This window comes from Kaistella yonginensis (genome assembly GCF_030409525.1).
GTDB lineage: Bacteria > Bacteroidota > Bacteroidia > Flavobacteriales > Weeksellaceae > Kaistella > Kaistella yonginensis.
Map to the genome: position 1 here is coordinate 15,438 of NZ_JAUFQB010000056.1, position 26,967 is coordinate 42,404.

Genomic DNA, 26,967 nt, shown 5'->3' on the forward strand with positions numbered 1-26,967 from the left:
AAAAGTAAAACATGTTCAAAACCCACCTAAATTTAAAAGCTGTATTGTATGCCTCTCTAATGGTGGTGGCAATGTGGTTGGGTTTTTTTTTGCAATATCTTGGGTGGTTTAGCGGGTGTTCAGGCGCAATTATACCGCTCAGCCCTTACGGTTTGAAGGGGATTTTTCTGTCTCCTTTTTTGCACGGAAGTTTAGAGCATATCTTTGGAAACTCAGTTCCTATTTTTGTTTTAATCTTTCTACTCTACCAATTCTATCCTTTTATTGCGAGAAAGATTCTTTTTCTTGGTTGGATTTTAACTGGCTTTTTAGTGTGGCTTTTGCCTTCGTTAGACATTGATACAGGAACGTTTAACCCCATTTGTATCATCGGAGCGAGCGGAATTGTTTATGTACTTGCATTTTTTATATTTTTCAGCGGTGTATTTCGATGGAATATGAAATTTTTAACCGTTTCATTGGTTGTTGCTTTGTATTATGGTAGTTTGATTTGGGGTGTTTTACCAGAAGAACTATTTTCTAACCTCGCCGAACCCAGCAGGATTTCCTGGCAGTCACATTTATCGGGAGCGGTAATCGGTATCATCATGGCGTTCGTTTTCCGCAAATCAGGCGAAAGAAAAGTGAGGTTTATTTGGGAGTTCCCAAACTATTACAGCGAGAAAGACGATAAGCTTTGGCAGGAATACAAAGAAAATCACCCAGAAGATTTCCTGGAGCTTCCCTACAAAAAGAAAGAAAATGTGTGGGAACGACTCGATGAACTTCGTAAAAATGAATAATTTTTGATACTTTTGGTAAAACTTCTTTATGCGTTCCGAAGAAACCCTTTATGCTATCGCACTGCGCCATTGCCCTTTAATCGGTGATGTGATTTTTCGCAAGTTGGTTGCTGAGGTGGGTTCTGCAAAAGAAGTTTGGGAACTTTCTAAATCTGGATTGCAAAATATCTTTGGCATTGGAAAAAAAATCGCAGTCGAAATAGGAAAGTCGGATCATTTAAAATTTGCGGAAAAAGAAATCGCTTTTTGCGAAAAAAACGCAATTCATATTAACCTTCGCCATCTGGGTGAGTTGCCCACTCTGTTAAATGAATGTGAAGATGCACCGGCAATTTTATATCAGAAAGGAAATTTTGATCCTGGAAAAAAGGCTGTAAGTATGGTGGGTACCAGAAATCTTTCGGCCTACGGAAAGCAATTCATACAAGATTTTTTGGCCGCAGTTAAAAACGAAAATTTAATAACGATTAGCGGTTTGGCTCTTGGTGCAGACGCAGAAGTTCATGAGGCATCCATTCAAAATAATCTGCCTACTGTTGCCGTGTTAGCACATGGGTTTCACACCCTTTATCCGGCCAAAAACCGAAAGCTTTCCCAAAAAATACTAGAGAATAATGGTGTTCTGTTCACCGAATTCAACTCTTCCCAAAAGCCAGATCGTGAAAACTTCATACAGCGAAATCGCGTTATTGCAGGGCTTTCGCCCGCTACAATTGTCGTAGAAACCGCTTTTGGTGGTGGCTCGATCAGTACGGCAACTTTTGCTAATAATTACAACCGCGAGGTTTATGCTTTACCCGGCAGAATGGATGAAAAATACAGCCAAGGTTGTAATCAGCTTATTCACCAGAATAAAGCAGCCATCATCTCAACCATTTCGACCTTGATTGAACAACTGGGTTTTCTGAAGGAGAATGAAACAGTAGGCCAGCTTTTCCCAAGTTCTGAGCTTATCGTTTTATTGCCAGAACATCAACAGCAAATTTTAAATATTTTAGATCGAAAAATTCCCTTGTCATTAGATGAAATTTCTCAGAAACTGGAAATCCCCACCTACAAAATTTTACCCGATTTGCTGCAACTAGAGATTCTTGGTTGCATTAGAGCACTTTCAGGTAGACAATATTTATGTATTTAGATTTTGGCTGTTCTTAAAAATTGATGAATATGTTAAAATTGTTCAATTTTATTTATTTCTAAGGTTTGTTTTGTTGAATTAATAAAAATAAACGCTAATATTAGTGATAATTCAATAATATTTAAAGTTTTTCTTGTAGGTACGGAAAAAAGATTAAATTTGTTCGTATTAATTCTCAATTCATATGGAACACTACAACGTAGAGCAAAAAATTCAGGAATTTATCGCGCACATCGAAGCGAAAAACCCCAATGAGCCAGAGTTCTTACAAGCCGTAAAAGAAGTTGCTACCACAGTAATTCCTTTCATCGCCACACGTAAAGAATATAATGGAATGAAACTGTTGGAGAGAATGGCAGAACCAGAAAGAACCATTATTTTCCGCGTTCCATGGGTTGATGATTCCGGTGAAATTCAGGTAAATAGAGGATTTAGAATTCAGATGAACTCTGCAATCGGACCCTATAAAGGGGGAATTCGTTTTCATCCGACTGTAAACTTATCGGTACTTAAATTTTTAGCATTCGAACAAACTTTCAAGAATTCTTTAACAACACTTCCAATGGGTGGTGGCAAAGGGGGATCAGATTTTGATCCTCAGGGAAAATCTAATATGGAAGTGATGCGTTTTTGCCAGGCGTTTATGACAGAATTGTGCAAATATATCGGTCCAGAAACGGATGTTCCAGCCGGAGATATCGGCGTTGGAGCCAGAGAAGTAGGTTATTTATTCGGACAATATAAAAAAATACGTAATGAATTTACCGGCGTACTTACCGGGAAAGGGTTGGCATATGGTGGTTCATTAATCCGTCCGGAAGCTACCGGATATGGCGTTGTTTATTTTTGTGAACAAATGCTGAAAACGATCGGTGAAGAAGTGAAAGGTAAAACTTTTGCAGTTTCCGGTTTTGGAAATGTAGCTTGGGGTGTAGTGAAAAAAGTGAATGAATTAGGCGGAAAAGTATTAACAATTTCTGGACCTGATGGTTATGTATATGATGAAGATGGTATTTCTGGTGAAAAAGTAGATTACTTATTACAGCTTCGTGCCTCTGGAAATAACCGCGCAGAAGATTACGTAACCAAATTCCCGAGTGCGAAATTTTTCGCAGGAAAAAGACCTTGGGATGTAAAGTGTGATGTGGCCATTCCTGCTGCAACGCAAAATGAATTGTTCTTAGAAGATGCGCAAGCCTTGGTGGCTAATGGAGTAATCTGTGTAACAGAAGCTGCCAATATGCCTTCAACTTTAGATGCCATTAATTATTTTCTAGATAGTAAAGTTTTATTTTCGCCAGGAAAAGCATCTAATGCTGGTGGAGTAGCAACATCAGGTTTAGAAATGACCCAGAATTCTATTCGTTTGAACTGGTCTTCTGAAGAGGTTGATGCACGATTAAAAGAAATTATGATCGGTATTCACAAAGCATGTAGAGATTATGGTAAAGAAGATGATGGTTACGTAAACTACGTGAAAGGCGCAAACATCGCGGGCTTTGTAAAAGTTGCCGAAGCTATGTTGGCTCAGGGTGTCGTATAAAATAGAGAAGTCGGAGTTTTGCTCCGGCTTTTTTCTTACAACCTGTCCCGGGGAAATGGGAAAAAAAGTAAAGTGAAAGGATAAAAAGCATTGAGTTTTCAATGCTTTTTATTATTTCTTGTAAGTCTATTTTTAGAACAACCCAAAGGTAATTTATTCTACGCTTTCTTTTCTCGCTTTTTGCACAGAAAGTGAATCATCAGTGGGTTTTGCAGCTTCCTTGGCATTCATTTCAGCAGCTTTTGCTTGTTCCTCCTCTTGTATTTTGGCTTCGGAAGCTTCGGGTTTCACCATTTCATTCGACTGAACTTCTGTGGCAACTTCTGCGGTTTTTGCGGCTTCTGTTTTTTGAGCTTTCTGTAATTTGGTGCTTTCTTTTTTCTGGGCGGTGGCGAAGGTTACACCCGTAACTAAAAGAACGATTGCTAACATTGATTTTTTCATAACCTATTTTTTTTTGGTTTATATAGAGCAATAACGCAGAAAAATTACGAAATACATTTTCGCTAACAAAGTTTAACGTACTTTATTAGTTTTTAAGAGGGTTAGGCCACGATTATTTCTTTTCTAAATTCTTTTTCAACCTTTCCACAAACTCAAATGCAGCGGGACAAACAACGGTATTTTTAAGGGTTAGATTATTAATTTGATAGATTTTTTTTCGATCGGTATGTGGAAACTCTCGACAGGCTTTGGGGCGAACATCGTAAATAGAACACGTGTGGTCATCATTTAAAAACAAGCAGGGCAGGTTTTGCAAAACCTGATCTTGATCTTCATCTGATTGTAAGAATTTCTCCTCGAAATCGGCCGTTTTCATTTTAAGGTGCTTGGCAATTCTTTCAATATCTTTTGGTGTGAAAAGTGGTCCGGTTGTTTTGCAACAATTGGCGCACTGCAAACAATCGATTCGTTCGAACACTTGATCATGGGTTTCCTGTACTTTATAATCGAGGTCTTTTGGTGGTTTTTTCTTCAGGCTTTCCAGAAATTTTTTGTGTTCTTTCTGTTTTAAAAGAGCTTGATTTTTATAAAACGCTAGATTCATAGTGCAAAAGTAAGTGTTATTTTTTTTTGAATCTGTATTTTAATCGGGGCCTTGCGCTGCGGCCGCGATAGAAGTGGATACCCCGCAAGGAGGTCTGGACCGACTGAGGAGTAGGAACGGATAGCGCGAATTGTCCGCCCAAATAAAAAAGAATGATTGCAGTCATAAGTGTTTGCGTAAAAAATTACCTAATTTTGAACCATGAAAAAATTGGAAACCAGGCAAGATATTGAGGATTTAGTTAACTTATTTTACGATAAAGTTCAAAATGATGATAAGATTGGCTTTTTCTTCAATGATGTTGCAAAGGTAGATTGGGCGCATCATTTGCCGAAAATGTATTCTTTTTGGGAGACGCTTTTGTTCGGCCAGATTTCTTATAAAGGAAACCCAATGGCGATGCATTTCCCGATCAATGATAAAGTACCCCTAGAAAAAGCACATTTTGCTCATTGGGTGAAGTTGTGGACGGAAACTGTTGAAGAAAATTTTGCGGGAGAGATGGCGGAGTTGGCCATTTACAAAGCGACAAATATTGCGAATTTGATGGGTTATAAAATGGAAATGGCCAGAAGATTTTAATGATTCTTGCAGGTGAACCAACGCTTATATTCTTCCTTTTAAATACGCCTGGCGTAGTTGCTCATCTAATTTTTCGATGGCATAACGAAGTGTTGTTCGGGGCATTTGGTGATAATGTATATTCAAAAAATCCAAAAGTTCTTGTTCATTTTTTTTCCCCATTTCTCTCAAAAGCCAGCCATTTGCTTTATGCATCAAGTCATGGGTGTGGTTTAAATTCTTGATTGCTAAGATTTTAAGTAAATCAAATGCGCCTTTTTTTACGTGAAACATTGTTGAAACAACTGCAATTCTTTTGCTCCACAAATTTTCTTCGTTGGATAAATGCAGGAGAATACGATCATCTTGTCTTTCAAAACAATAGCACCCCAAAATTTTATAACAGGAGGTATCAACCAAATCCCAATGGTTGATGTATTGTTTATTTTTTAAATAAAAATCGACGAGTTCTTCTTGCTCTGAAGCTTGTTTTGTTTTTTCATATTTCGAAACCAACATCAATAAAGCGCAATGCCGATGTTCATGAATGGGCGAAGACAGAAGCTCAAGCAAAGCTGACAATGAAATTTTATGCTGAAATTCTTTCGCAACTTTTCTTTGGTCGGGCACCGTTACCCCAATAAATTGGTCTCCTTCGGCATATTCGCCTTTTCCGGCTTTGAAAAATTTGGGTAAGAATTCTTTCTTTTCAGGAAGAGAAAGATCTTGTAGTGCTGATTTAATTTGATGGACCATATTGAAAAATAGAGGCTTTTATTAGGCAATCGTTGTACATATATAGCTATAAAAAACAGTTGAGGATCTTCCAGGCGTAACAGCAGAGGCTATTCTGTAGGTTTAAATTTAATCCGCACAAAATATACTTGCTCGTGATTGGCGTAAAATATATAATCGATTTTAGAGAGTATTTTTTTTTCGTTAGCATTAAATATACTGAAAAATGAAGAGAGCAAATTGCTGTTCTTAATAAACAGATAATTTTTATTTTGCGTTTTGTTAATTTCTATGGGGTTTCTGGTCGATTGTAGGAGTGATTTATTTTGGTCCTTAGAAATTAGATTGGGTTGAAAAGGAATAATGGTGAATTGGTTTTTGGCATTGATCCATTTTTTATTTTGCAGATATTCCCATGTTTTTTCAGGTTGAGGACTTTTTGCCACGATCGCATAGTTGGGCTGCACGATTTTTTGTACGCTTCTTTTTTCAATTTCATTATAGTCGTCGTCATAAGTATAAGTGATGATGGTATCATTTACTTTCTCCAGGTTTGCTTTGGCCCTTATGCCTGAAATGTGGGCAGAATCTACAAATCCCTTGTGATAAAATTGCGTAAGATTGCTGATGTTTTTAAGGTCTAATTCTGCTTCTAAAAACGGAGCGTTCTGTTCAAGTTTTTGGACTAAACTTGTGAGAGAAGAACTCGTGGCACTGTTTTTAATTTCAATTTGGTTGTGCTGGTAATTGATTTCGAAGTTCTGAATTTTACCGGCATCAAGAAAGGAAATACTCGCTACGGTATTATTAATAAACTGATCTGCATGAAAATATTTTTGCAGATGATCTTTTAACAACCAATTTTGCAAGTTTTGAAAGCCTTCTTTAGAATTTCCGATGAGACATTTATCCCCTGAAATATGAATGAATAGATCGTCTTTTTGATAGATCTTCTCTTCATTTTTAATGAATTGATGTTTTTCTAAATAGCCAAATAATTTTTTGTTGTCATCAATTTCCAGTACCGTGTACCAAGCGGTTATTTGGGTATTCCGCAAATGAAAAACCTGCAAGAAATCGGGAATTTTAAGACCTGATTTTCTAAAAGAGCTGATCGTGGATTTACTTTTTGAAGTCTTCAACCAGTTCGATGGTTCGGTTGCCAAGCTCCAGAGTGATTGTCGCGCAGATTTTTTCACATCAATTAACACAATGATATCAGCCTGGTCGGGCACGAACTTTAACGTTTTATTTCGATGGTAGAGAAAGAAATAAAGACCAATGGCAAAAGCAATAAAAAGGCTGGTGAAAAGGCTCTTTTTATTCATTATAATTTTTTACTCTTTTCTATCGGTTTCATTATTTTATAAATTTCATCAAATAAATCTAAGAAATACATGAGGCTGTTTTCAGAAGAACCGCGGATGTTATAAGTCATTTCAGATTGCAAGCGCTCTGCTTTAACATCTGTTTTATACGTAATTTCGCCCATATTTTTTCTCATGTAATCATACATTGCTTTGTTTTCTTTGGTGGTGAATTCGCTTTCTAAACCCGGCATCAATTTCTGTACATTCAGCCAGCCAGAAAGAGAATGCTTGCTTGCTGATTTTGCCCATTTCTTCGTTGTTGAAGACGGTGGGTTTGCAATTATGTTTTCAGGCGAAGTGGTGATGTAAACAATGCCGTTTTTTACAGAAAATAGCAAACGGTCTACGGCGCTGTTTTCTTGATCTTTTAACTCATAAAACGCTCCTTTTTTGGTAAATTTTTTTGCTGTTTTTTTATTAGTAGATATCATTTCAAAAAACCGATTCCAATAGGATTCATTTTTTGTAATAAAAGCAAAAGTGAAATTGGGTACGGTAACATCTTTTGTTTTTTGAACTTCTTTTTCGTTATAATCTTCATCATATTCATACTTGGTGTATGCTACTTTTTTGCTCTTCAAGTCATTCAAGATAAAAATGGCATTTCCAGGCATTATTTTCGAGATGGCTTTTTCATCCAGTGCAATTTTCAGGGTTTCTACGACCAAAGAAATTTCATTTTGATATTCTTGATTTTCGCCGGTATTTTCCATCAAATCGTACATGGCATCAAAACTTTTGTAGCCATTGATGTTCATGGCAAAATAGCCTATACTTTTATCAGACAACAGTTTTGCTAGTTTTCTGTTGGGTTTGTTTTTATAAATTTCGGCAATCGCCTTTTGTACCGCAGGATCTTGGTGTTGGTAATCGGTAACCAACCGCACCTTGTCCTTTTCAAAATACAGATTATACGAGGAGTCGGCATCATACATTTTACCTAAGTAATTTTGCCACAGGCCAAAGGCTGGGAATCCTTTGATGCCCGTTCTGCTTTTATAGAAATGAGCAAAATTAGTATGAACGAACAGATCCGATTTTACATCTTTAAATTTAGTTTTTGTGGTAGGAACTTCAATTATAAAATTAGAAGCAAAAACTTCATCAAAAAATAATTCGGATAATTTTCTTACGATTTTAAATTCTTCTACTTTAATAGAATCCCTTCTTTTCGTATAGTCTTCATCGGATCCATCTTCTTCGAAATATGTTTTATCTTCTTCCTCATCTTCCATATCATCTTGCACATCATCTTGCACATCATCTTGCACATCAGCATCTTGCACATCATCTGGTTTTGAGGGTGGGTATTTGTGGTTTTTTTTAAGATACGCAATACTCTTTTTTATATTTTCAATTTCAGTTTGGGAATCGCTAATTTGCTGCTTGTAGTAAACGAGCTCCTCTTCTAAAAATATAATTTCTTCCTTGTAATCGAAAGCTTTATCCATAGAAATCGCTTCTTCTACCGCATCATCATCCTCGCCTTCTGGCCATGTCTTTTCAATGGTAGCGCTGTCTTCAACCATGGTGCTGTCTGTATCAAGCAGCGAATCATCGTATGAAAAAGGCTTGGTATAATAAATGGTTTTTAAGACTGCATGCTTGTCATTCCAGGCAATAAAAGTGTTTTCATTTAAACTCACATAGGAGTATTTCGTTTTTTTAGTAATTTCTAATCCTTCTTTTTTGGCGGAATTAATGAAATTTAGAAAGCGTGTTTGATCATCAACGATAAAATGGGCGTTGTAAGAGCTGATAGAATCATTCGCAACAGCGTAATGAAATTGGGTTTCATCATATTTAATGCCTGTTTTCGAATAGTCAGTCCAGATTGTTTTCTTATCCTCTTTTTGAAAAATCTCTTGAAAAATAGGGTTAAATTTAGCCCAGTTTACTTTATTATTCAGTTGATTTCCGTTCATTTCCAGATATAAAACGGTGTTTTCTGGCAGTTTAAATTTATTTTGTGCAGAGAGGGCTCCAATATAAAAGAAACTTAAAAGACAAAGAAATTTTGGGATTACAGAATATTTCATATAAGTGTTTTAATTAAAGATAATGGTGGTATAAAATTGCTTTTTCTGAAGAATAAAATCCAAAACATTGCCCTCAAGTTTTAAGGCTTTTTTGTTGGGCGAAATACTGTAAGCCTTGTTTGTCTGTGATTTTATCGAATTTTCGAATTGTAAAATGGTCGTGTATTTTGCCGAATTAAAGATTTCCTTATCTGCATTATTTAATTTTTCGTAGTCGTTTTTGTACGTATTGATCTTATTTTTCGTAAAAGTCTTGGTTCCCGAATGGTAGGCGTATAATTGCGAAGGAATGAGTTTCCCGATGATTTTTTTATCTTTTAAACGTTCTATTCCCGCATTGATGTTTGCAATATTTTTGAAATTACAACTTAATTTTATGATATAATTTTGAAAATCCAGACTTGTTTGTACATTGCTAATTCCGGGAACTGTTTTAAAAACAGCCGCAGCATCTGCGACTTTTTGCTGTATTTCTGCTTTCTTTGGAACGGGTTTTCCGTTGATGGTTTCCATTTTAGAAATCGAAGCAAGGCGTGTTTTGCTTTTACTGGCGTTGAGGATCAGCGAGTATTCTCCACTTCCGTCCGCTCTCATATTCACTTTATCCAGAATATCAAAGCAGCTTGTCAAAGAAAAACAAACGAATAAAATGGCAAAAGATTTTAAACAAGACTTTACAAAATGAGTTAAATGCATTTCACAAAGATAAATTTTTAAGCTTATTATACAAAAATAGGAAGAAGGAAACGGGATTTTATTAATTATATAATAATAAATCAACTGTTTTCTAAAATTTGATCTTGTAAATGTTAAAAAATCGTTTCGCCGGTCTGGGTGGTAAACTCCTCGAGGAATTTCATGCCACGATAAGAATTTCCTTTTACATTTAACTTTGGGCTCCAGACTGCAATGCAATATTTCTGCGGTAAAATTGCAATGATCCCTCCACCAACACCACTTTTTCCCGGTAAACCTACGAGAAAAGAGAATTCACCAGATTCATCATAAAAACCACAAGTGAGCAAAATTGCATTGATTCTTTTGGCTTTAAGATAAGGTAAAATTTGGCGGCGGTCGGTGGGTTTTCTACCTCCGTTTGCTAAGTATAAAAAACTTTTACTCAACTGCTCACAGGTCATTTCTATGGAGCAAAGGTGACAGTAAAGATCGATCACCGAATTTGGTTTGCTATGAATATTTCCAAAGGATTTCATGAAATTACACATGGCGGTATTTCTATAGCTATGATCCATTTCACTTTGAGCGACTTTTTCATTAAAGAAAATTTCGTCGTCTTCTGCCACGTCTCGAATAAATTCGAGCAGTGTTTCTTTCGGGTTTTCGCAGATTTCCAATAAAATATCGCAAATTACCAAAGCACCCGCATTGATAAAAGGATTTCGCGGAATGCCATGATCGGCCTCCAACTGAAGCAAAGAATTAAAAGGATTCCCCGATGGTTCTACATCGACTCTTTTCCAAAGTTTTTCGCCCAATTTTTCATAGACGAATGACAAGGCGAAAACTTTGGATATACTTTGAACAGAGAATTTCTCTTGAAAATTACCACATCCAAAATTATTCAAACCTAAGTCGGTGAAATGAACGCCAAATTTATGTTCCTCAATACAAGCAATTTCCGGGATGTAATTGGGAACTTTTCCGCTGTTTGGTTTTTTTAAAATATCAGCATAAACATTTGAGATAATTTTTTGATAATCAGGTTTCATCATGAAAAATAGAAATGAAGGGTTATAAAAAAATGCTTAATAAATCAAGCATTTTAAAGAAGCTTTCTTAAGCAAGAAAGGGTATTTTAGTTTTCTAATTCCTGTTCTTCATCATGATATTCAAACAAGAAATCATTGTAAGGGAATCTGGCCGTGTGAATTTTTAAAACCTCTTCATAAATCATTTTCTTCATCTCTGGGAAGTTTTCTTTATTTAATGCAGAAATAAAAACCGTTGGAAATTGTGAATTGGACATCCAGGTTTTCATCCATTCTTCTAAAGAAATGTTCTTTTTCGATTCTGGTGTTAAATCATCTTCTGCCTTTTTCTCGTAGGCAAAAGCATCAATTTTATTAAAGACCATGATCATGGGTTTTTGATGGGCATCAATCTCCATAAGGGTTTGATTGACCGATTTTATTTGATCTTCAAATCCAGGGTGAGAAATATCTACCACGTGAATCAGTAAATCGGCTTCACGAACTTCATCTAAAGTTGACTTAAAACTTTCAATCAGTTGGGTAGGAAGTTTTCGAATAAACCCTACTGTATCAGTCAATAAAAAAGGCAAATTCCCGATAACGACTTTCCGTACCGTCGTGTCCAAAGTTGCAAAGAGTTTGTTTTCGGCAAAAACATCGGATTTTGAAATGGCATTCATCAAGGTAGATTTTCCTACGTTGGTGTAACCGACCAAAGCCACGCGCACCATTTTGCCGCGGTTTTGTCTTTGCGTCGCCATTTGTTTATCGATGCTTTTCAGTTTTTCTTTTAATAAGGATATTCTATCGCGGATAATCCTTCGGTCGGTTTCAATTTCAGTTTCACCAGGGCCACGCATCCCGATTCCTCCTTTTTGTTTATCAAGGTGAGACCACATTTTGCTTAATCTAGGGAGCAAGTATTGATATTGCGCAAGTTCTACTTGCGTGCGTGCGTAAGAAGTTTGGGCTCTTTGGGCGAAAATATCCAGAATTAAATTGGTTCGGTCGAGAATCTTGACTTCCTCCATTTCTTTTCCAAGATTCTTCAATTGAGAGGGAGATAGTTCATCATCAAAAATAACGGTTCCAATTCCGTTTGTTTTAATATAATCTCTTATTTCCTGTGCTTTTCCGCTTCCGATAAAAGTTTTGGGATCAGGTGTTGTTAATTTTTGGGTAAATCGTTTTTCAACAGTTGCTCCTGCGGTAAAAGCCAGAAATTCTAATTCATCAAGATATTCTGAGAGTTTTTCCTCACTTTGATTTTGTGTAATTAAACCGATTAATACGGCTTTTTCGTATAAATGTTCTTTTTTGTCTAGCATAAATTTCCTTTCGGCATTTGTACAAAGATAATACTTTGCATTTCATCATTGAAAAATCTCAACAAAAATTAGCGGAGATTTTCAGTGTACACTTTTGTTCGTTAATCCCAGTCTGCTGCAACAAACTTCATTTTCATTCCACTGGCATTGCTTAAAGTAAGAAAATGACCTTCTACTTTATAATTGGTCATCAGTGGCAGTTCTTTTCCAAAGGCGGCTTCTAAATCCATGCTTTTGTCACAAAACATCATCGTACTTCCCATTTCTGAAAATTTTACGGTCGCATTTTGATCAAAAATCACTTGTCCAAATAGGTTGTTACAACCCATATTTGCTGAGAACCTTCCTGGGTTATTTTGTTTAGTTAGGTTAAGATTGGCTTTACTACTCACCATTAAATCCTTAGAAAAGTCCTGAAACTCTACTAGCATCCATTCACGTTTTACATTTTCCGGAACCTTGGTTTGGGTGGTGCAATTCGCTAATAAAAGCATTGTGAAAACGGCTAAAAAACCATATTTAATTTTCTTCATTTTTAAAATTTTCCTTTAGCATTGCTATTTCTATGCCATGTTTATTATCTTTGATTGTTATTCTCTAAGATAAATTCTCTGTTTTTTACGCAATTATTACTCCATTATTTAAAACACATGCAAAAACCAGTCAGCCTTGAAACCGATCGTTTGTTTTTAAAACCCATGAGTATTGATGAGGCAGATTTCATTTTGGAACTTTATAATTCTCCAAATTTCATTCGATTTATTGGTGATCGAAATATTAAATCGATTCAGGATGCAGAACAGTATATTTTGTCGAAATTTCTTCCGCAGTTTGAAAGATTAGGATATGGGAATTTTCTAATTCAATTAAAATCCACGGGTCAAAAAATCGGTGGTGTAGGAATTTTTGAGCGAGAAGGTTTGGAAGTACAAGATATCGGTTTTTCTTTTTTACCAGAATTTGAAGGAAAAGGATATGGTTTTGAGGCGTCGAAAAAGTTGTTAGAAACGTCTTTTTCAGCATTTGGTTTAAAGAAAATTTCTGCTATTACCTCTCAAGAAAACAGGGCATCTCGAAAACTTATCAAAAAATTGGGTTTTACGTACCGGTCTACCGTGCAGCTTCTGGGTGATAAGGAAGAATTGAGGTATTACGAAATTGAAGCCCCTTAAAAAAAAAGAACGTTCCAACAGAAACGTTCTTCATTATTTTTAAAACTAAAAACCTAGTTAGGCTTCCAGTCTACCACTGCTCTAATAAATGCCTCAGCATTTTCTAAAGGAATATTTGGTAAAATACCGTGGCCAAGATTTGCGATATACCGGTCTTTTCCGAAACGATTAATCATTTCAGTTACCATTTTTTTGATGGTTTCCGGGGACGAATTCAAACGATTGGGATCGAAATTCCCTTGCAAAGTCATGGTGTGATTGGTAAGTGTTCTTGCCAATTCTGGCGTAATTGTCCAGTCAACACCAAGTGCAGAAACTTTAGATAAAGTCATCTCCTCTAAGGCAAACCAGCAACCTTTACCGAAAACTACCACGTGCGTTAAAGGGCTTAAAGCTTCTACAATTTGATTTATATAAGGCCATGAGAAAATCTGGTAATCTTCTGGTGACAACGATCCGCCCCAAGAATCAAAAACCTGCACTGCCGAAACTCCTTTTTCTACTTTTCTTTTAAGATAAGCAATTGTAGTATCGGTGATTTTTTGTAAAAGTAAATGGGCCGCTTCAGGATTTCTAAAACAGAAACTCTTCGCTACATCCCACGCTTTCGATCCTTTCCCTTCGATACAATAACATAAAATGGTCCATGGTGAACCCGCAAAACCGATCAATGGAATATCATTATCTAATTTATGCAAAGTCATTTCGATGGCATCGAAAACGTAGCCTAAAGTTTCATTAACATCAGGGACAGGAATGTTCTGAACATCTTCTAAAGTGCGAATTGGTTTTTCTAACCACGGGCCAATTCCATCTCTCATCTCGAAATCCATTCCCATCGCTTGGGGAACCACCAAAATATCTGAGAACAAAATCGCCGCATCCAAAGGATATCTGCGAATAGGCATCATGGTGATATCAGAGGCCAATTCTGGTGTTCGGCATCTGGTGAAGAAATCGTATTCATCGCGCATTGCACGGAACTCAGGTAAAAATCTTCCTGCCTGTCTCATCATCCAAACTGGCGGGCGTTCTACAGTTTCGCCTCTTAATGCCTTTAAGTATAAATCGTTTTTAATCATAATCTTTAAATAAAATCAGAAACCGGAGTTTCTTACTAGGGTTTATATTTTCCCTTCTTTTTTAATTAATCTAAGCAAAGCGGCTAAGTCATTGTCTTTGCCCGTAAAAATAGTTTGCGTCGTATGTTTGCTAATTTCTGTACTGGTTGTTTCCCCAATTGAAAAAATATATTTAAATTCTAAAGGATTTTTTTCTACAAAACTGCGAACTCCACTGGGAGAGAAGAAAGCAATTGCATCATGCTTGGTTTCTAAATTTGGATAAATAAGATCGGTATCATAAATGACTATTTTTCGATAACCGATGTTTTGCAAGGGTAGTTTTTTTTGAAGAATATCCAGCGCAAGATTGCCGCAGAAATGAATAAAGCTTTCTTTACCGCAATTTTCTATAATAAATTCTGAAAGTTCCTTGGCGTTTTTTTTGGTTTTAAATACGCCAAACCCATGCTTTCTCAAACATGCTTTGGTTTTCTTGCCCACGCAATAAATCCTATTATAATTTCTTTCAGCGAAATTTTCATGGGGTTTAAAACCACTTTGAAAGAAAGCTTCCACGCCATTTACACTGGTGAAAATTAATGAATTGCGGCCCAACGGAAATGGTGCTAATTTTTTCAGCGTAACTTTTATAACCTCTAAAAAATGAATTGAGAAATCTGTTCCAAGGATCGTAGAAACTTCGTTTTCGTCGAGTTGTTTTGTAAACAAAATATTCATCACAAATAAATTATCAAAATTCCTATTATAAAATTTGTTCGGTCAAGCTATTGAAGGTGCAATTTAATTTCCTGCATTAATTCTTTCCCACCATCTTGTAAAATATTTTGCGCTAATTTCTCTCCAAAATTTTCGTGTTCATTCCAAGTGAAAACTTCATCGGTCTCGATGCAGTTTTTTCCATCTAGTGAACATAGCCGTCCAATAAATCTTATCTCATTTTTGTCATTAATTTCGGCAAAAGCACCAATTGGTGCCGTGCAACCACCTTCTAATGTTTGTAAGAAATTTCTTTCAATTTCAATGCAAATTTGGGTTTCACGATGGTTTACCTCTGTAAATAATTTTTTTATTTCGTGATCATCTGCTCTAGCAGTTACGGCAACCACTCCTTGGGCTGGTGCAGAAATCATCATAGGAAGGAACTCATAATCAATTGATAAGCTCATTCTTTCAATCGCTGCTAAGGAAAACAGAGTAGCATCGAAATTCTGATTTTCTAATTTTTGTAGGCGGGTTTGCACATTTCCGCGAATATCGCAAAACTCGGTTTCGGGATAATGTTTCGCCCAGAAGGCGCGCCGTCTTAAACTGCTGGTCGCAATTTTTAATTCGTGAAATTCTTTATTTTTTGAAGTAGACTTTCGTACCAAGACGTCTTGCGGATAATCGCGCTTTAAAACAGCGATGATCTCAATGTTTTCCGGAAGTTGTGTAGGAATGTCTTTTAAAGAATGAACCGCAATATCTACCTCTTTTTGAAGTAAAGCGATATCTAAGTCCTTGGTGAAAATTCCGGTAATCCCCATTGCATAAAGAGGTTCCGTAAGATTTTTATCCCCTGTTGAGACAATCGGAGTGATATCGGTTTTGTGGTTTTTGTTTTGCAGATTACGGGCAACTTCTCTCGCTTGCCACAAAGCAAGTGGCGAGTTTCGCGTACCTATCTTAATGCTTTTCATGGAACTCTTTATTTGGTTGTTCGACTAAAATCTCGTGCATTAATTTACTAATTTCTTCGGCTTTCCAAGGATTGTCGATGATGTATTTTGCGAAGCGGTTCGTGATTTTCTGAATTATTTTTTCTGAAAGTTGCATATCATCCACATCAACATATTGATGTTTTTTATGAATTTTATGCATTTCATTCCGCTCCATATTCTTTAGCACGGCTTTGAAATGGTGAATATTGGGTGCCAATTTGCGTTTCTTTTCCCATTCCTGAAAATCTTTAGACATTTCTTTAATGATTTCCTCGGCTTTTGGGATTTCTTTTTGTCGCTGAACCATGGTCTCGTTGATATGAAGAGACAGTTGATCGATATCTACCAATCGAACATTTTCATTTTCTGTCACGTCTTTGGATACGTTGTTCGGGATAGAAAGATCGATAATGAGCGTTTCTTTCCCATTGGGGAAATGCGACTTATTAATGATGGGATGTTGTGCTCCGGTGGCGACAATTAAAATATCGGTTTTGCTCAACTCATTTTGGAATTGGTCAAATTCAATATGCGGTATTTTATATTTCTCGGCAATTTTTTCTGCTTTCTCCGCAGTTCGATTGGCGATTTTCACATTCGGTTTGTAAACATGCTTCACCAGATTTTCTACCGTATTTTGGCCGATTTCTCCCACACCCAAAAGGAGTATGTTTTTATCTGAAATCTGAGCTTGATTTTTCAAAATGTAATGAACCGCTGCATAAGAAACCGATGCTGCTCCATTAGAAATGCCGGTTTCATTCTTAATTCTCTTGGAAATTTGAATGGCTGAGTTGATGGATCTTTCTAAAAAAGGATTCGAATATTTCTTTTCTTTTCGAAAACGATGGTAAGCATTTTTGATTTGGCCTATGATTTCGAAATCGCCTATAATCTGGCTTTCTAATCCTCCGGCCACTCGGAAAAGGTGATTCAGTGCTTCCTCCCGCTTCAGGATATTCACGTACTGCATGAAATCGGTAAGACTTACCCCCACGATTTTACAGTACAATTCGGCAATTAATAAATAATTTTGTGTAGTGGTATAAATTTCGGTTCTATTGCAAGTGGAAACCACGAAAGCATCACCCAAATTCAAATCATGAATTTCGTTTACAAAATGTTTTATATTCTCATCAAAAAAAGCAAATTTGCCCCGTATTTCTGCATCAGCTTTTTCGAAACTGACGCTAAGCACGGCGAAATTAGCGGTTTGATGAATGTTATTGTCCTTAATCATAAAGCAATGGCAAATTTAAGGTTTTAAATTGAATTGGTGAAGGATCTGATTTATGAACATTATCATCAATATCAATCACCAATCTATCACAGAAAGTTAAAGATTCCCATCAATGAAATAATTTGGAAATTAAAAAGTTATGATAAAATACGCTTTGAAATTTAATAAAATTTTAACCAAAATTAGCAAAAATCTAATTTTTAGAACGGTTCTAAATTTATATCTTTGTACACTTAAAAAAAATTAGCACACCATGGGGTTATTTGATATGTTCACGCAAGACATTGCGATAGATTTAGGAACAGCGAACACACTTATTATACACAACAATAAAATTGTAGTTGATCAGCCATCAATTGTAGCGATTGAGCGGTCGACCGGAAAGCCAATCGCAGTGGGCGAGAAGGCTAAGCATATGCAGGGGAAAACACATGAAGATATCAAAACAATTAGGCCGTTAAAAGATGGGGTAATCGCTGATTTTCATGCTTCTGAACACATGATCAAAGAATTCATCAAACAAATTCCAGGGATCAAAGGCAAGCTTTTTCAGCCGACCTTAAAAATTGTAATCTGTATTCCTTCTGGAATTACCGAAGTAGAAAAAAGAGCGGTTAGAGATTCTGCGCAGAAGGTCAACGCCAAAGAGGTTCGCCTGATTTATGAGCCAATGGCTGCTGCAATTGGGGTGGGAATTGATGTACAGAAACCAGAGGGGAATATGATTATCGACATCGGTGGTGGTACCACGGAAATCGCAGTAGTTGCTCTGGGTGGAATTGTTTGTGATAAATCGGTGAAAATTGCAGGGGATGTTTTTACCAATGATATCGCCTATTATCTAAGAACACATCATAATTTATATATTGGTGAAAGAACTGCGGAAAGAGTAAAAATTGAAGTAGGATCAGCTATTGAAGATTTGGATGTTGATATTGAAGATATTCCAGTGCAAGGTCGTGATTTAATTACAGGGAAACCAAAAGAAATTATGGTGAACTACAAAGAGATCGCCCGTGCCCTAGACAAATCAATTGTCAGAATTGAAGATGCAGTGATGGAAACACTTTCTTTAACTCCGCCTGAATTGGCAGCAGATATTTACAAAACCGGAATTTATCTTGCGGGAGGTGGCGCCTTGTTAAGAGGACTTGCTGATCGACTTCATAAGAAAACCGGCTTACCCGTTTTCGTAGCGGAAGATCCACTAAGAGCGGTTGTTCGTGGAACAGGAATCGCTTTGAAAAATATGGATAAATTCAACTTCTTAATTCGATAATTAGTCATTATTTTACGAAACTAACAGATGGGATTTTTGCTGAGATTATTTTCGAAGAACAGCTTGTTTGTCTTCTTTATATTTCTGCAAATCATTGCTATTGTTTTGATTTTCAGTAGAAATTCAATGCAACAGTCGTGGGTTGCGGGACAATCTGCTGCACTAAATTCTTGGGTTTCTGGTTATATCGATGAAGGCGCATCTTACTTAAAACTGAAGCAAACCAATGATCAATTGGTTGCGCAAAACAAAAGTTTAATGGAGCAACTTTATGGTAAAGAAAATACAGGAAATCCTCAGTTTCGGAAAGTTCATGATACCATTGGCGGTGGGCAAATCTATACTTTTGTAGATGGCGAACTCGTTTTTAACAGTATTAATAGAAAAGACAATTATTTCACCATTAACCGTGGAAAAAGAGATGGTGTATTGCCTAAAATGGGTGTAATGGCACCTGGCGGAATTGCCGGAATTGTTATTAATACAACCGATTCATATTCTTTAGTACAATCCATTCTAAGCGTAAATAAAATTAAAATTAATGCCTCTCTGAAAAAATCTGGCTATTTTGGAACCCTAACATGGCGCGGTGATGATTCCAGGATGATGCATTTATCGGATGTGCCTAAATATGTGCCACTACAAGTTGGCGATACCATTGTAACGGATGGTAAATCTGCGATCTTTCCGCAAGGCGTAATGATTGGTAGAGTCTCCGGCTTTGAGGTAGATAGTAAAACAGGTTTCTGGGACATTGCCGTAGAGTTAAGCGAAAAAATGGGCAAACTCAATAAAATATATGTGGTTAAAAATCTGAAAAAAGCAGAGGTTCGTAAAATTGAAGATACCTTGCAGGCAACCTTAAAAAGAGAGAAATGATAAGTAGAACCCTTTTTACAGACATTCTGATTATTGTTTTGCTCATCGCATTACAAATTTTTGTGCTGAATCGTATTACACTTTTTGGCAAATATACGCCAGTTTTGTATCCTGTGTTTGTTATGTTTTATCCTTTTTTTAGAAATAAATATCAATTTCTAGCTTTGAGTTTTATTTTGGGCTTAGGGATCGATGCCTTCCTTTATACATGGGGAATCAATGCCTTTGCCACGCTGACTGTTGCCTATTTTAGAACTATTATTTTTCGAACTTCTACCGATACTTCTACCGATTTCTTTTCTTTTCAGTCTTTGAGATGGTCCCAATTTCTGCTCTTTGTTTTCATGAGTATCTTTATTCATCAAACACTTGTTCAATATATTGAAATTTTTAAATTCAGTAGGTTTTTCGATATTTTTCTGAATATTTTGGCAACCAGTGCTATTTCTTTTATCTTTATCATTATTTACGCTTTGGCTTTTAAAATCAAGCAAAAAGTTTGAAACCGAAAAAAATTTTATCAAAAAAATAATGCTTTCTTTGACATTGAGGTTACATATGTCCTTTAGAAAATAAAAGCACCTATGAAACCACAATTTTTAAAAATTTCTATCGTTTTATCTGCAATTGCTATAATATTTATAGCAAGACTTGCGTATTTGCAGTTGTTTACGGATCGATACGCCCTTAATGCGGCCAACACTTCTATAAAGACAGAATACATTATTCCGCAACGAGGTGTTATTTTTGATCGCAACGGTAAAATTTTGGTGGGCAATCAGCCAGCGTACGAAATTTCTTTCACGGCAGCCTTGCTAAAACCAGACTTCGACACATTGGATTTTTGCAATTTAATTAATATCACCAAAGCGGATTTCATTAATACAATCACCTCCATAAAAAGCGAAAAGTACTATTCGAAATTAACTCCCATGACTTTTATGAAAAATATAAGCAGAGAGGAAATTGCCAGAATTCAAGAAATTATATTTAAATATCCTGCTTTTAGTATCGTTTCCCGTCCACAAAGACAATATGAAGTCTCCACTTCTGGAAATCTTCTGGGCTACACCAATGAAGTTAACGAAAGAGAACTGAAAAAAGATTCAGTTTATTATCTCCCCGGAGATTTTATTGGGAAAACAGGTATCGAGAAATCCTACGAGCATGTTCTTCGTGGAGAGAAAGGCATACAATATATTCAAAAAGATATTCGATTAAGAAGTATAGGATCGTATAAAAATGGTGCGTTAGATAAAGAAGTAATCACGGGTAAAGATGTTACGCTCACCATTGATTATGATTTACAGCGTATTGCAGAAGAGATGCTGGTAAATAAACAAGGAGCAATTGTAGCAATTGACCCGACCAATGGCGAAATACTGGCACTCGCAACCGGACCCGATATTGATCCCAACCTCTTTTCCGGTCCCGCAAAGACCAGAAATTTATACCGATTGCAAATGGATACGATTTACAATAATCGTCCTACCTTTGATCGTTCCTTGCAAGCAGCCTATCCACCAGGCTCAACTTTTAAATTACTCACTGCTGCTGCAGCCTTGCAAATGGGTGTGATGGATGAAAACACACGATTCCCGTGTGGTGGTGGTTTTAATTATCGAGGGTTAAGAGTGAAAGGTCATGGTGGTGCAGATCCCTTAATTCCTGCAATTCAAGTATCGAGCAACTGTTACTTCTCGTATGCATTTATTGCGATCATGAATAAATATCCTGGTGATCCAAGCCGAGGCGTGAACGAATGGAAAAAAATCATGAGCAGTTTCGGTGTCGGCGAATTTTTAAACAATGATCTTGCAGTTGGGTCGAAAGGAAGAATTCCTTCAGGCGAATTCTATGAAAAAAGAAGCGGCGGCAAAAAAGACTGGTCTTCTGCTTACACCATGAATGGTTCTATTTTTAATGGTATGGGGCAGGGCGATGTTCTTTTAACGCCTTTGCAAATGGCAAGTTCAGTGGCAGCAATTGTAAATCGTGGCTGGTATTTTACCCCACATATCGTAAAATCAATCGATGGAAACCCGAATCCTGATCCAAGATTTAGAGTAAAACATAAAACCCTGGTCGAACCCAAACATTTTGATCCTATAATTAAAGGAATGGAAGCGGTGGTGCTGAGGGGAACCGCTAGAAGTCTAAAGTCAAATGATTTTACCATGCTGGCAAAAACCGGAACTGCACAGGTTCCGCAGGGTAAAGATAATTCAATATTTGTTTTGGCTGCTCCAGCAGATAATCCCAAAATTGTGATTGCAGCGGTGATGGAGCACGCTGGTTTTGGAGCAACTTGGGCGGGACCGGCGGCAGCAATTATTGCAGAGAAATATTTAACAGGTGATATAAAAAGAGAGCATCTTTATAATAAATTAGTCAATGCGAGCTTTATGCCCGAATACAAAAGACAATGGGTGGTAGAGTTGAAGCGAAAAGGACTTTATAAAGAACCCAATAAAGACTCTCTGACTTTAAAAACAATTGAAGATCGCTTGAAATTGACCACCGATACTGAAAAGAAAAAACAACTGCTCTTTAAAAGAGATTCTATAGTACAGAAATTAAAAAATAGTGCAGCAAGATGAAGTGGGCACAAGGCATAGATAAGCTAGGATTAACACTGTATTTTTTGTTGTGTGTATTTGCCGTGGCTAATATTTACAGTGTAGAACCTGCAAGCGGAACCAGACAAGCGGTTTGGTTAGGCGTTTCTGTGTTTGTAGGAATAATCATTTTTGCAACCCGAGCAAAGTTCTTTGAGAATATGGCGGGCCTGATCTATATTGGTGGCGTGCTTTTACTGCTTGGTTTATTCCCTTTCGGGACCGAAATTCTCGGACAGAAAAACTGGTATAAATTCGGTGCGGTAAGTTTACAGCCGGTAGAATTTGCCAAAATAGGAACCGCATTAATGTTGGCTAATTATGTTTCTGGACCCGATTTTAATTTAAAATATAAAAAATCGCTCTGGACTTCTCTGGCTATTATCGGAGTGCCAGCCCTTGTTGTTTTAGCAATTCCAGATGTGGGTTCCCTGCTCGTTTTTATTGCGTTTTTTATCGCCCTTTTTAGAGAAGGTTTGTCGGGTTGGGTTTTTGGGGTAGGTTTAATTTTCGCTGCGGTTTTTCTGGTCGCACTCGCTGTTGATCCGGTTTACGTTGTTATTGTCATCATTGCGATTAGTGCGATTGTTTTATTTTTAAACTCCAATAGAATTCACTGGAATGTGTTATCCGTGGCTGCAATTATCGGTGGTGTTGGAATATTGTGTGGCTTGGCTTATGGAGCACCGCATATATTAGAGAAATTACCAAAGCATCAACGGGAACGAATCGAGGTTTTATATAAAGGAGAGAAAGCTTTCCGTGATACTTCTGGCTACAATTTGCTGTATTCTAAAACAGCCATCGGATCCGGTGGATTTTTTGGTAAAGGTTATCGTGAAGGTTCTGTAACACAAGGAAAATTCGTGCCGGAACAAAGTACCGATTATATCTTCTGCACGGTTGGCGAAGAATGGGGTTTTTTTGGCAGCTCGATGCTGGTGATTCTGTACTCGGTGTTCATTGGTCGAATTTACTATTTGGCAGAAAAGCAGAAATCCGCCTTTAATCGGGTTTTTGGTTATTCCTTTGCGTCGATATTGTTGATGCACTTTTCGATTAATTTAGGAATGGTCATGGGGCTTTTTCCTACTGTAGGTATTCCACTGCCGTTTTTTAGTTATGGGGGAAGTTCTTTACTCGCTTTTTCGATGATGACTTTTATCTTTTTCAAATTAAATTATACCGACCGAAACAGTTTGGTTTAAGCAGACCCAGGAAAGATTTTCAAAATAATTACCTTGGAATTTTATTGTTCTTTAAAAATTTTCATACGCCAACTTTACTTAGGAAAGCATACAGCTATTCTAGCCCAGATGGAAGTGGCATTCTATGGTGACGCCTGCTTAAGGCGGAGGCATAGATAAAACAAACAGCTGGACGGGTCTGTTGAAGAGCAAAAATGGGGTAGCTCCTTTTCGGAAAAATCATTTTGCCTGCTTTTCTTTTTTAAAATTTTATTATCTGTAAATTTGCAGCAATCAATTTTTCATATGAAACAATTCTCTTCCAAAAGAAGCATCCAAATACTGGCTCATTTACTCCAAGAATACGGGATTTTCGACATCGTAATCTCGCCCGGCTCGCGAAACGCACCGTTGGCGATCCATTTTTCCGAGACTGATGATTTTAACTGTTACAGTATTGTGGATGAGAGAAGTGCGGGTTTTGTGGGAATAGGTATGGCGAAAAGCATTAAAAAACCGGTGGCGTTAACCTGCACCAGTGGTTCTGCGGCAGCAAATTATTATCCGGCAATTACCGAGGCTTTTTATCAAAATACACCTTTGTTGGTTTTAACAGCAGATCGTCCCACCGATTTTGTTGATATTTTTGACGGTCAAACGATTCGGCAGAAAAATCTTTATCAGCAACATTCTTATGGTGATTTTCAGTTGTTGGAAGATTCGATGGAAAATGCCGATGACGAGAATTTTGCCATTATTAAAAAAGCCATTGAAGTCTGTTTTGAAAAACAAGGTCCGGTGCATATCAACATTCCTTTGGAAGAGCCGCTCTACAACATGGTTTCTGAACTTCCTGGTTTTCAGTCTGTTGAAAAAACAATTCGAACAATATCTTATGATTTGCCGCCTCATTTGGTTGCAGACTGGAATATTTCGAAAAGAATTATGATTTTGGTCGGCACCAGAGATTATAATGAAGAATTGGAAATGCAATTATCTCAACTGGTTAAGAATCATACGGTTGTTGTTTTAAAAGAAGCGAATTCTAACTTAAAACACGATAAGTTTTTTGCGCATATTGACCGTTATATTTTTAATTTTCAGGAAGAGGATTATAGAACTTACGCGCCCGATTTATTAATTACGGTGGGTCAAAACGTAGTGTCGAAAAAAGTAAAGCAGTTTCTTCGAAAAGCAAATCCTAAGAATCATTGGCATATTGATGAGGTTTGGCACCCTGATACGTTTTTTGCTTTGACTGAAAAAGTAAAAACCAGTCCCGAGAAATTCTTCGGGCAATTGTTGAATTTTATTGCGTTAGAACCGCGTGCTTACTTTAATTTATGGGATGTTTTGCGTGATAAACGAGATTTGAAACATCTAGAATATTGTTTACAAACCCGATTTTCTGATTTTAAATTGTTTGAGTTTTTGTCTCATCAATTACCGGAAAATATCAATTTGCATATCAGTAATTCCTCTGCAATTCGGTATGCACAGCTGTTTGATTTTGATAGGAATCGCGTGTATTGTAACCGAGGAACAAGTGGGATTGATGGCTCAACCTCTACGGCCATGGGCTTTGCAATAAAAGATGTTCAGCAAACGGTATTGGTTACAGGGGACATGAGTTTTTTCTATGATATTAATGGCTTATGGAATAATTATATTCCACCGTATACCCGGATTATCGTCTTTAATAATGGTGGTGGCGACATTTTTAAAATTATACCAGGGCCAAGTTCGACCAACGCTCTGGATGAATTTATTTTAACAAAACACCATAAAAACGCCGAGCATATCGCCAAACATTTTGGGTTTGCATATACCCTGGTTGATGATGAGGACACGCTTTCCAGAGTTTTGGATAATTTCTTTAAACCCGATGAAAAAGCAAAAATTCTGGAAGTAGATACTTCTGCTATTGAGAATGCTGAAGTGTTAAAAGGATATTTTGAGTTTCTGAAATCCTAAATACTTGTTTTTACAACCCGCTGTTTTCTTGGGTTTTTTTGGGAAGGTTTTTAATCCTTTCAAGTGGATAGCTGTAGGAATCATCCAGGTCATTCATCGCGTTAATAATTTGAAAATGAGAGAAATCGCTCAAGTTTTGCAAAGTTATTTCTGCTTCTTTAATTTTCTTTGATTCGAGTAAATATTGCCGCCGAACGCCATTTAACAAATACGTTTTCGGTGTAAACCAGTCTTTTCCTTTTTTAAATAAAAGATTAGAGTAAGAAGTGTCTGTGATATGATTGTTTTTCACAATGATAATTTCCGCAGCTTTAGACAGGGTTTTCATTTTTTCGAGAGCTTTACGATCTTCAAATTTAAAGGAGTAATCGTAAGAATTGTTTTCAACGAGTTGAAAATCCTTAATTTCAGAAATCGCATAAGGAATCATTTGCGTACGGTATTCGCCAGCGAGATCGTAGGTTATCTTTAGCTTATAAAGACCATCTTCATCATGTTGAAGCTCTTTGAAAATTCCGTTTAAATCAATTGGTTCTGTCTTCCCAAAATGAGAAAAAGTATCATTGATTCTTTTCTGATGCTGATCCAGTAGAAATATTTGCTGATCTTCTACCTTAATGCTTTCAATGAATTGGGACATAAATTTTGTTTTTCATTTCTTGGTATTCGTCGGCTAAATTACTCAAATGCGTGATTCCACCGCCACTTTTAAAATAAAGTTTTCCACTTTCTTTTTCAATAAACCGAATCATCACTCCCGAATCGAGGTTATGGCCATCAAACCAACCACATACACCGGTATAAAAACCTCGGTCATAATTTTCTGCTTCCAGAATAATTTCTAATGTTTTTGGCTTCGGTGCGCCGAGAATTGATCCAGCCGGGAGTAGCGCATTCAAAATGCTCCCTATTTTTTGGTGAAATTCAGGTTTTAGCTTTCCCGAAATTTCAGAACTCATGGCATACAAATCTTTCTTATTGGTTTTTAGGAAATCAATGCGCTGGAATTCATTTACTTTTACATCATCAGCGACCATGCTTAAATCATTTCGAAGGAGATCAACCACCGTGTAATGTTCCGCCTTTTCTTTGCGATCATTTTTTAAAACCGCTATCGCATTTTCCGTGGAAGCATCGATCGTACCTTTCATTGGGTGCGTAAATATTTCATTGTTAATGATTTCAACGAAAGTTTCTGGTGAAAAAAACACGAACTCCTCTTTGTAAAGAACTTTGTATTTTGCTTTTGATTGGTAGAAAATCTCTTCTAAACTGAGGTTCAATTCTATTTCAGTTTTGCAAGTGTAATTCGTAAGGTAAGAGTTTCCTAAGCGTAAGTTTTTCTGTACTTTATCAAATCCTATTTTATACTTTTCTTTGCTTTCTGGAAAAGATTTTAATTGAAAATTCTTTTTTTCTTCTTGTTGAACAGATGTGTTTGTATAGTTTTGAAAATCAATGAGTAAACTGTTTTCTTTAAGTTCACTTTCCGTATAAACTACAGCATTTTCTCCTAAAAAATCAACCATAAAAAAGAAAGGAACTTTCTGAAGAGAAAGTTCATCCATTTTATTAAA

26 protein-coding genes are annotated in these 26,967 nt (G+C 36.7%); 11 read left to right on the forward strand and 15 right to left on the reverse strand.

Features of this window, described 5'->3' with window-relative positions; genetic code table 11:
• Positions 1 to 11: 11 nt before the first annotated feature.
• The 3 genes from QWY78_RS11335 (at position 12) to gdhA (ending at position 3,463) form a co-directional block, all read left to right on the forward strand.
• Positions 12 to 782 carry a rhomboid family intramembrane serine protease gene (locus tag QWY78_RS11335; RefSeq protein WP_290219866.1) on the forward strand — a complete coding sequence of 257 codons (771 nt, stop codon included), beginning with the start codon at positions 12 to 14 and terminating at the stop codon, positions 780 to 782.
• Positions 783 to 810: 28 nt separating this feature from the next.
• Complete coding sequence (gene dprA, locus QWY78_RS11340) at positions 811 to 1,920, forward strand: DNA-processing protein DprA (protein WP_290219868.1); 1,110 nt, start codon at positions 811 to 813, stop codon at positions 1,918 to 1,920.
• A gap of 184 nt (positions 1,921 to 2,104) precedes the next feature.
• Positions 2,105 to 3,463 (forward strand): NADP-specific glutamate dehydrogenase, encoded by a 1,359-nt coding sequence (gene gdhA / locus QWY78_RS11345; RefSeq protein ID WP_290219870.1) that lies wholly within the window; start codon positions 2,105 to 2,107, stop codon positions 3,461 to 3,463.
• Positions 3,464 to 3,616: 153 nt separating this feature from the next.
• Here the strand turns inward: gdhA and QWY78_RS11350 are convergent, their stop codons facing one another.
• Positions 3,617 to 3,907 carry a hypothetical protein gene (locus QWY78_RS11350; RefSeq protein WP_290219872.1) on the reverse strand — a complete coding sequence of 97 codons (291 nt, stop codon included), beginning with the start codon at positions 3,905 to 3,907 and terminating at the stop codon, positions 3,617 to 3,619.
• A gap of 112 nt (positions 3,908 to 4,019) precedes the next feature.
• A complete protein-coding gene (locus tag QWY78_RS11355; RefSeq protein WP_290219873.1) occupies positions 4,020 to 4,511 on the reverse strand; it encodes a YkgJ family cysteine cluster protein in 492 nt (163 codons plus the stop codon).
• Between the two features lie 201 nt (positions 4,512 to 4,712).
• Here QWY78_RS11355 and QWY78_RS11360 point away from each other — a divergent pair, with 201 nt between their 5' ends.
• A complete protein-coding gene (locus QWY78_RS11360) occupies positions 4,713 to 5,093 on the forward strand; it encodes a group III truncated hemoglobin (protein ID WP_290219875.1) in 381 nt (126 codons plus the stop codon).
• A 24-nt stretch (positions 5,094 to 5,117) separates the two neighbouring features.
• On the opposite strand, the gene QWY78_RS11365 is transcribed toward QWY78_RS11360, so the two are convergent.
• From QWY78_RS11365 to QWY78_RS11395, 7 genes are all read right to left on the reverse strand, one after another.
• Positions 5,118 to 5,828: a DNA alkylation repair protein gene (locus tag QWY78_RS11365; protein WP_290219878.1), complete on the reverse strand. Its 711-nt coding sequence runs from the start codon at positions 5,826 to 5,828 to the stop codon at positions 5,118 to 5,120.
• Between the two features lie 89 nt (positions 5,829 to 5,917).
• On the reverse strand, positions 5,918 to 7,135 hold the full coding sequence (locus tag QWY78_RS11370; protein WP_290219880.1) for a hypothetical protein: 1,218 nt from the start codon (positions 7,133 to 7,135) through the stop codon (positions 5,918 to 5,920).
• On the reverse strand, positions 7,135 to 9,216 hold the full coding sequence (locus QWY78_RS11375; protein WP_290219882.1) for a hypothetical protein: 2,082 nt from the start codon (positions 9,214 to 9,216) through the stop codon (positions 7,135 to 7,137). The genes QWY78_RS11370 and QWY78_RS11375 overlap by 1 nt, the downstream gene beginning before the upstream one ends.
• 9 nt (positions 9,217 to 9,225) lie before the next feature.
• Positions 9,226 to 9,912 (reverse strand): hypothetical protein, encoded by a 687-nt coding sequence (locus QWY78_RS11380; protein ID WP_290219884.1) that lies wholly within the window; start codon positions 9,910 to 9,912, stop codon positions 9,226 to 9,228.
• 113 nt (positions 9,913 to 10,025) lie between these two features.
• A complete protein-coding gene (locus tag QWY78_RS11385; protein WP_290219961.1) occupies positions 10,026 to 10,946 on the reverse strand; it encodes a glutaminase in 921 nt (306 codons plus the stop codon).
• A gap of 86 nt (positions 10,947 to 11,032) precedes the next feature.
• Positions 11,033 to 12,256, reverse strand: a complete 1,224-nt coding sequence (hflX, locus tag QWY78_RS11390; RefSeq protein WP_290219886.1) for a GTPase HflX — start codon at positions 12,254 to 12,256, stop codon at positions 11,033 to 11,035.
• 101 nt (positions 12,257 to 12,357) lie between these two features.
• Complete coding sequence (locus tag QWY78_RS11395) at positions 12,358 to 12,789, reverse strand: META domain-containing protein (protein WP_290219888.1); 432 nt, start codon at positions 12,787 to 12,789, stop codon at positions 12,358 to 12,360.
• Between the two features lie 117 nt (positions 12,790 to 12,906).
• Here QWY78_RS11395 and QWY78_RS11400 point away from each other — a divergent pair, with 117 nt between their 5' ends.
• Positions 12,907 to 13,428: a GNAT family N-acetyltransferase gene (locus QWY78_RS11400; RefSeq protein WP_290219890.1), complete on the forward strand. Its 522-nt coding sequence runs from the start codon at positions 12,907 to 12,909 to the stop codon at positions 13,426 to 13,428.
• A 53-nt stretch (positions 13,429 to 13,481) separates the two neighbouring features.
• Here the strand turns inward: QWY78_RS11400 and hemE are convergent, their stop codons facing one another.
• Genes hemE through hemA form a run of 4 tightly spaced genes read right to left on the reverse strand, consistent with a single transcriptional unit; the run spans position 13,482 to position 17,453 of the window.
• A complete protein-coding gene (gene hemE, locus QWY78_RS11405) occupies positions 13,482 to 14,510 on the reverse strand; it encodes a uroporphyrinogen decarboxylase (protein ID WP_290219892.1) in 1,029 nt (342 codons plus the stop codon).
• Positions 14,511 to 14,552: 42 nt separating this feature from the next.
• Entirely contained in the window at positions 14,553 to 15,230 is a 678-nt protein-coding gene (locus QWY78_RS11410) for a uroporphyrinogen-III synthase (RefSeq protein ID WP_290219894.1), read from the reverse strand.
• A 47-nt stretch (positions 15,231 to 15,277) separates the two neighbouring features.
• The gene (hemC, locus tag QWY78_RS11415) at positions 15,278 to 16,192 is read right to left on the reverse strand and encodes a hydroxymethylbilane synthase (protein ID WP_290219896.1); all 915 of its coding nucleotides are present in this window, start codon (positions 16,190 to 16,192) and stop codon (positions 15,278 to 15,280) included.
• Positions 16,179 to 17,453 (reverse strand): glutamyl-tRNA reductase, encoded by a 1,275-nt coding sequence (hemA, locus tag QWY78_RS11420; protein ID WP_290219899.1) that lies wholly within the window; start codon positions 17,451 to 17,453, stop codon positions 16,179 to 16,181. Before hemA ends, hemC begins: the two co-directional genes overlap by 14 nt.
• A gap of 253 nt (positions 17,454 to 17,706) precedes the next feature.
• On the opposite strand from hemA, the gene QWY78_RS11425 reads away from it, so the two are divergent.
• The 6 genes from QWY78_RS11425 (at position 17,707) to menD (ending at position 25,390) form a co-directional block, all read left to right on the forward strand.
• Complete coding sequence (locus QWY78_RS11425) at positions 17,707 to 18,732, forward strand: rod shape-determining protein (protein WP_290219901.1); 1,026 nt, start codon at positions 17,707 to 17,709, stop codon at positions 18,730 to 18,732.
• A gap of 27 nt (positions 18,733 to 18,759) precedes the next feature.
• A complete protein-coding gene (gene mreC, locus QWY78_RS11430; RefSeq protein ID WP_290219903.1) occupies positions 18,760 to 19,611 on the forward strand; it encodes a rod shape-determining protein MreC in 852 nt (283 codons plus the stop codon).
• On the forward strand, positions 19,608 to 20,114 hold the full coding sequence (locus tag QWY78_RS11435) for a rod shape-determining protein MreD (RefSeq protein ID WP_290219905.1): 507 nt from the start codon (positions 19,608 to 19,610) through the stop codon (positions 20,112 to 20,114). Before mreC ends, QWY78_RS11435 begins: the two co-directional genes overlap by 4 nt.
• Positions 20,115 to 20,195: 81 nt before the next feature.
• On the forward strand, positions 20,196 to 22,211 hold the full coding sequence (locus tag QWY78_RS11440; protein WP_290219907.1) for a penicillin-binding transpeptidase domain-containing protein: 2,016 nt from the start codon (positions 20,196 to 20,198) through the stop codon (positions 22,209 to 22,211).
• Positions 22,208 to 23,437, forward strand: coding sequence for a rod shape-determining protein RodA (gene rodA / locus QWY78_RS11445; RefSeq protein ID WP_290219910.1), 1,230 nt, complete (start codon positions 22,208 to 22,210; stop codon positions 23,435 to 23,437). Before QWY78_RS11440 ends, rodA begins: the two co-directional genes overlap by 4 nt.
• A gap of 285 nt (positions 23,438 to 23,722) precedes the next feature.
• Entirely contained in the window at positions 23,723 to 25,390 is a 1,668-nt protein-coding gene (gene menD / locus QWY78_RS11450) for a 2-succinyl-5-enolpyruvyl-6-hydroxy-3-cyclohexene-1-carboxylic-acid synthase (protein WP_290219912.1), read from the forward strand.
• 10 nt (positions 25,391 to 25,400) lie between these two features.
• Here the strand turns inward: menD and QWY78_RS11455 are convergent, their stop codons facing one another.
• Together QWY78_RS11455 and QWY78_RS11460 are read right to left on the reverse strand one after the other, a co-directional pair.
• Positions 25,401 to 26,030 carry an aminotransferase class IV gene (locus tag QWY78_RS11455; RefSeq protein ID WP_290219914.1) on the reverse strand — a complete coding sequence of 210 codons (630 nt, stop codon included), beginning with the start codon at positions 26,028 to 26,030 and terminating at the stop codon, positions 25,401 to 25,403.
• Positions 26,014 to 26,958: an aminodeoxychorismate synthase component I gene (locus tag QWY78_RS11460; protein WP_290219916.1), complete on the reverse strand. Its 945-nt coding sequence runs from the start codon at positions 26,956 to 26,958 to the stop codon at positions 26,014 to 26,016. The genes QWY78_RS11455 and QWY78_RS11460 overlap by 17 nt, the downstream gene beginning before the upstream one ends.
• Positions 26,959 to 26,967 lie beyond the last annotated feature (9 nt).

What these genes read in the sequence shown, in the direction of transcription:
- hemE (WP_290219892.1), bottom strand. Translation starts at nt 14,510, where the DNA reads ATGATTAAAAACGATTTATACTTAAAGGCATTAAGAGGCGAAACTGTA.
- mreC (WP_290219903.1), top strand. Translation starts at nt 18,760, where the DNA reads ATGGGATTTTTGCTGAGATTATTTTCGAAGAACAGCTTGTTTGTCTTC.
- QWY78_RS11355 (WP_290219873.1), bottom strand. Translation starts at nt 4,511, where the DNA reads ATGAATCTAGCGTTTTATAAAAATCAAGCTCTTTTAAAACAGAAAGAA.
- rodA (WP_290219910.1), top strand. Translation starts at nt 22,208, where the DNA reads ATGAAGTGGGCACAAGGCATAGATAAGCTAGGATTAACACTGTATTTT.
- QWY78_RS11410 (WP_290219894.1), bottom strand. Translation starts at nt 15,230, where the DNA reads ATGAATATTTTGTTTACAAAACAACTCGACGAAAACGAAGTTTCTACG.
- QWY78_RS11455 (WP_290219914.1), bottom strand. Translation starts at nt 26,030, where the DNA reads ATGTCCCAATTCATTGAAAGCATTAAGGTAGAAGATCAGCAAATATTT.
- QWY78_RS11360 (WP_290219875.1), top strand. Translation starts at nt 4,713, where the DNA reads ATGAAAAAATTGGAAACCAGGCAAGATATTGAGGATTTAGTTAACTTA.
- hemC (WP_290219896.1), bottom strand. Translation starts at nt 16,192, where the DNA reads ATGAAAAGCATTAAGATAGGTACGCGAAACTCGCCACTTGCTTTGTGG.
- QWY78_RS11385 (WP_290219961.1), bottom strand. Translation starts at nt 10,946, where the DNA reads ATGAAACCTGATTATCAAAAAATTATCTCAAATGTTTATGCTGATATT.
- QWY78_RS11375 (WP_290219882.1), bottom strand. Translation starts at nt 9,216, where the DNA reads ATGAAATATTCTGTAATCCCAAAATTTCTTTGTCTTTTAAGTTTCTTT.
- QWY78_RS11435 (WP_290219905.1), top strand. Translation starts at nt 19,608, where the DNA reads ATGATAAGTAGAACCCTTTTTACAGACATTCTGATTATTGTTTTGCTC.
- gdhA (WP_290219870.1), top strand. Translation starts at nt 2,105, where the DNA reads ATGGAACACTACAACGTAGAGCAAAAAATTCAGGAATTTATCGCGCAC.
- QWY78_RS11350 (WP_290219872.1), bottom strand. Translation starts at nt 3,907, where the DNA reads ATGAAAAAATCAATGTTAGCAATCGTTCTTTTAGTTACGGGTGTAACC.
- QWY78_RS11370 (WP_290219880.1), bottom strand. Translation starts at nt 7,135, where the DNA reads ATGAATAAAAAGAGCCTTTTCACCAGCCTTTTTATTGCTTTTGCCATT.
- hemA (WP_290219899.1), bottom strand. Translation starts at nt 17,453, where the DNA reads ATGATTAAGGACAATAACATTCATCAAACCGCTAATTTCGCCGTGCTT.
- QWY78_RS11425 (WP_290219901.1), top strand. Translation starts at nt 17,707, where the DNA reads ATGGGGTTATTTGATATGTTCACGCAAGACATTGCGATAGATTTAGGA.
- menD (WP_290219912.1), top strand. Translation starts at nt 23,723, where the DNA reads ATGAAACAATTCTCTTCCAAAAGAAGCATCCAAATACTGGCTCATTTA.
- QWY78_RS11395 (WP_290219888.1), bottom strand. Translation starts at nt 12,789, where the DNA reads ATGAAGAAAATTAAATATGGTTTTTTAGCCGTTTTCACAATGCTTTTA.
- QWY78_RS11460 (WP_290219916.1), bottom strand. Translation starts at nt 26,958, where the DNA reads ATGGATGAACTTTCTCTTCAGAAAGTTCCTTTCTTTTTTATGGTTGAT.
- QWY78_RS11365 (WP_290219878.1), bottom strand. Translation starts at nt 5,828, where the DNA reads ATGGTCCATCAAATTAAATCAGCACTACAAGATCTTTCTCTTCCTGAA.
- dprA (WP_290219868.1), top strand. Translation starts at nt 811, where the DNA reads ATGCGTTCCGAAGAAACCCTTTATGCTATCGCACTGCGCCATTGCCCT.
- QWY78_RS11335 (WP_290219866.1), top strand. Translation starts at nt 12, where the DNA reads ATGTTCAAAACCCACCTAAATTTAAAAGCTGTATTGTATGCCTCTCTA.
- QWY78_RS11440 (WP_290219907.1), top strand. Translation starts at nt 20,196, where the DNA reads ATGAAACCACAATTTTTAAAAATTTCTATCGTTTTATCTGCAATTGCT.
- hflX (WP_290219886.1), bottom strand. Translation starts at nt 12,256, where the DNA reads ATGCTAGACAAAAAAGAACATTTATACGAAAAAGCCGTATTAATCGGT.
- QWY78_RS11400 (WP_290219890.1), top strand. Translation starts at nt 12,907, where the DNA reads ATGCAAAAACCAGTCAGCCTTGAAACCGATCGTTTGTTTTTAAAACCC.
- QWY78_RS11380 (WP_290219884.1), bottom strand. Translation starts at nt 9,912, where the DNA reads ATGCATTTAACTCATTTTGTAAAGTCTTGTTTAAAATCTTTTGCCATT.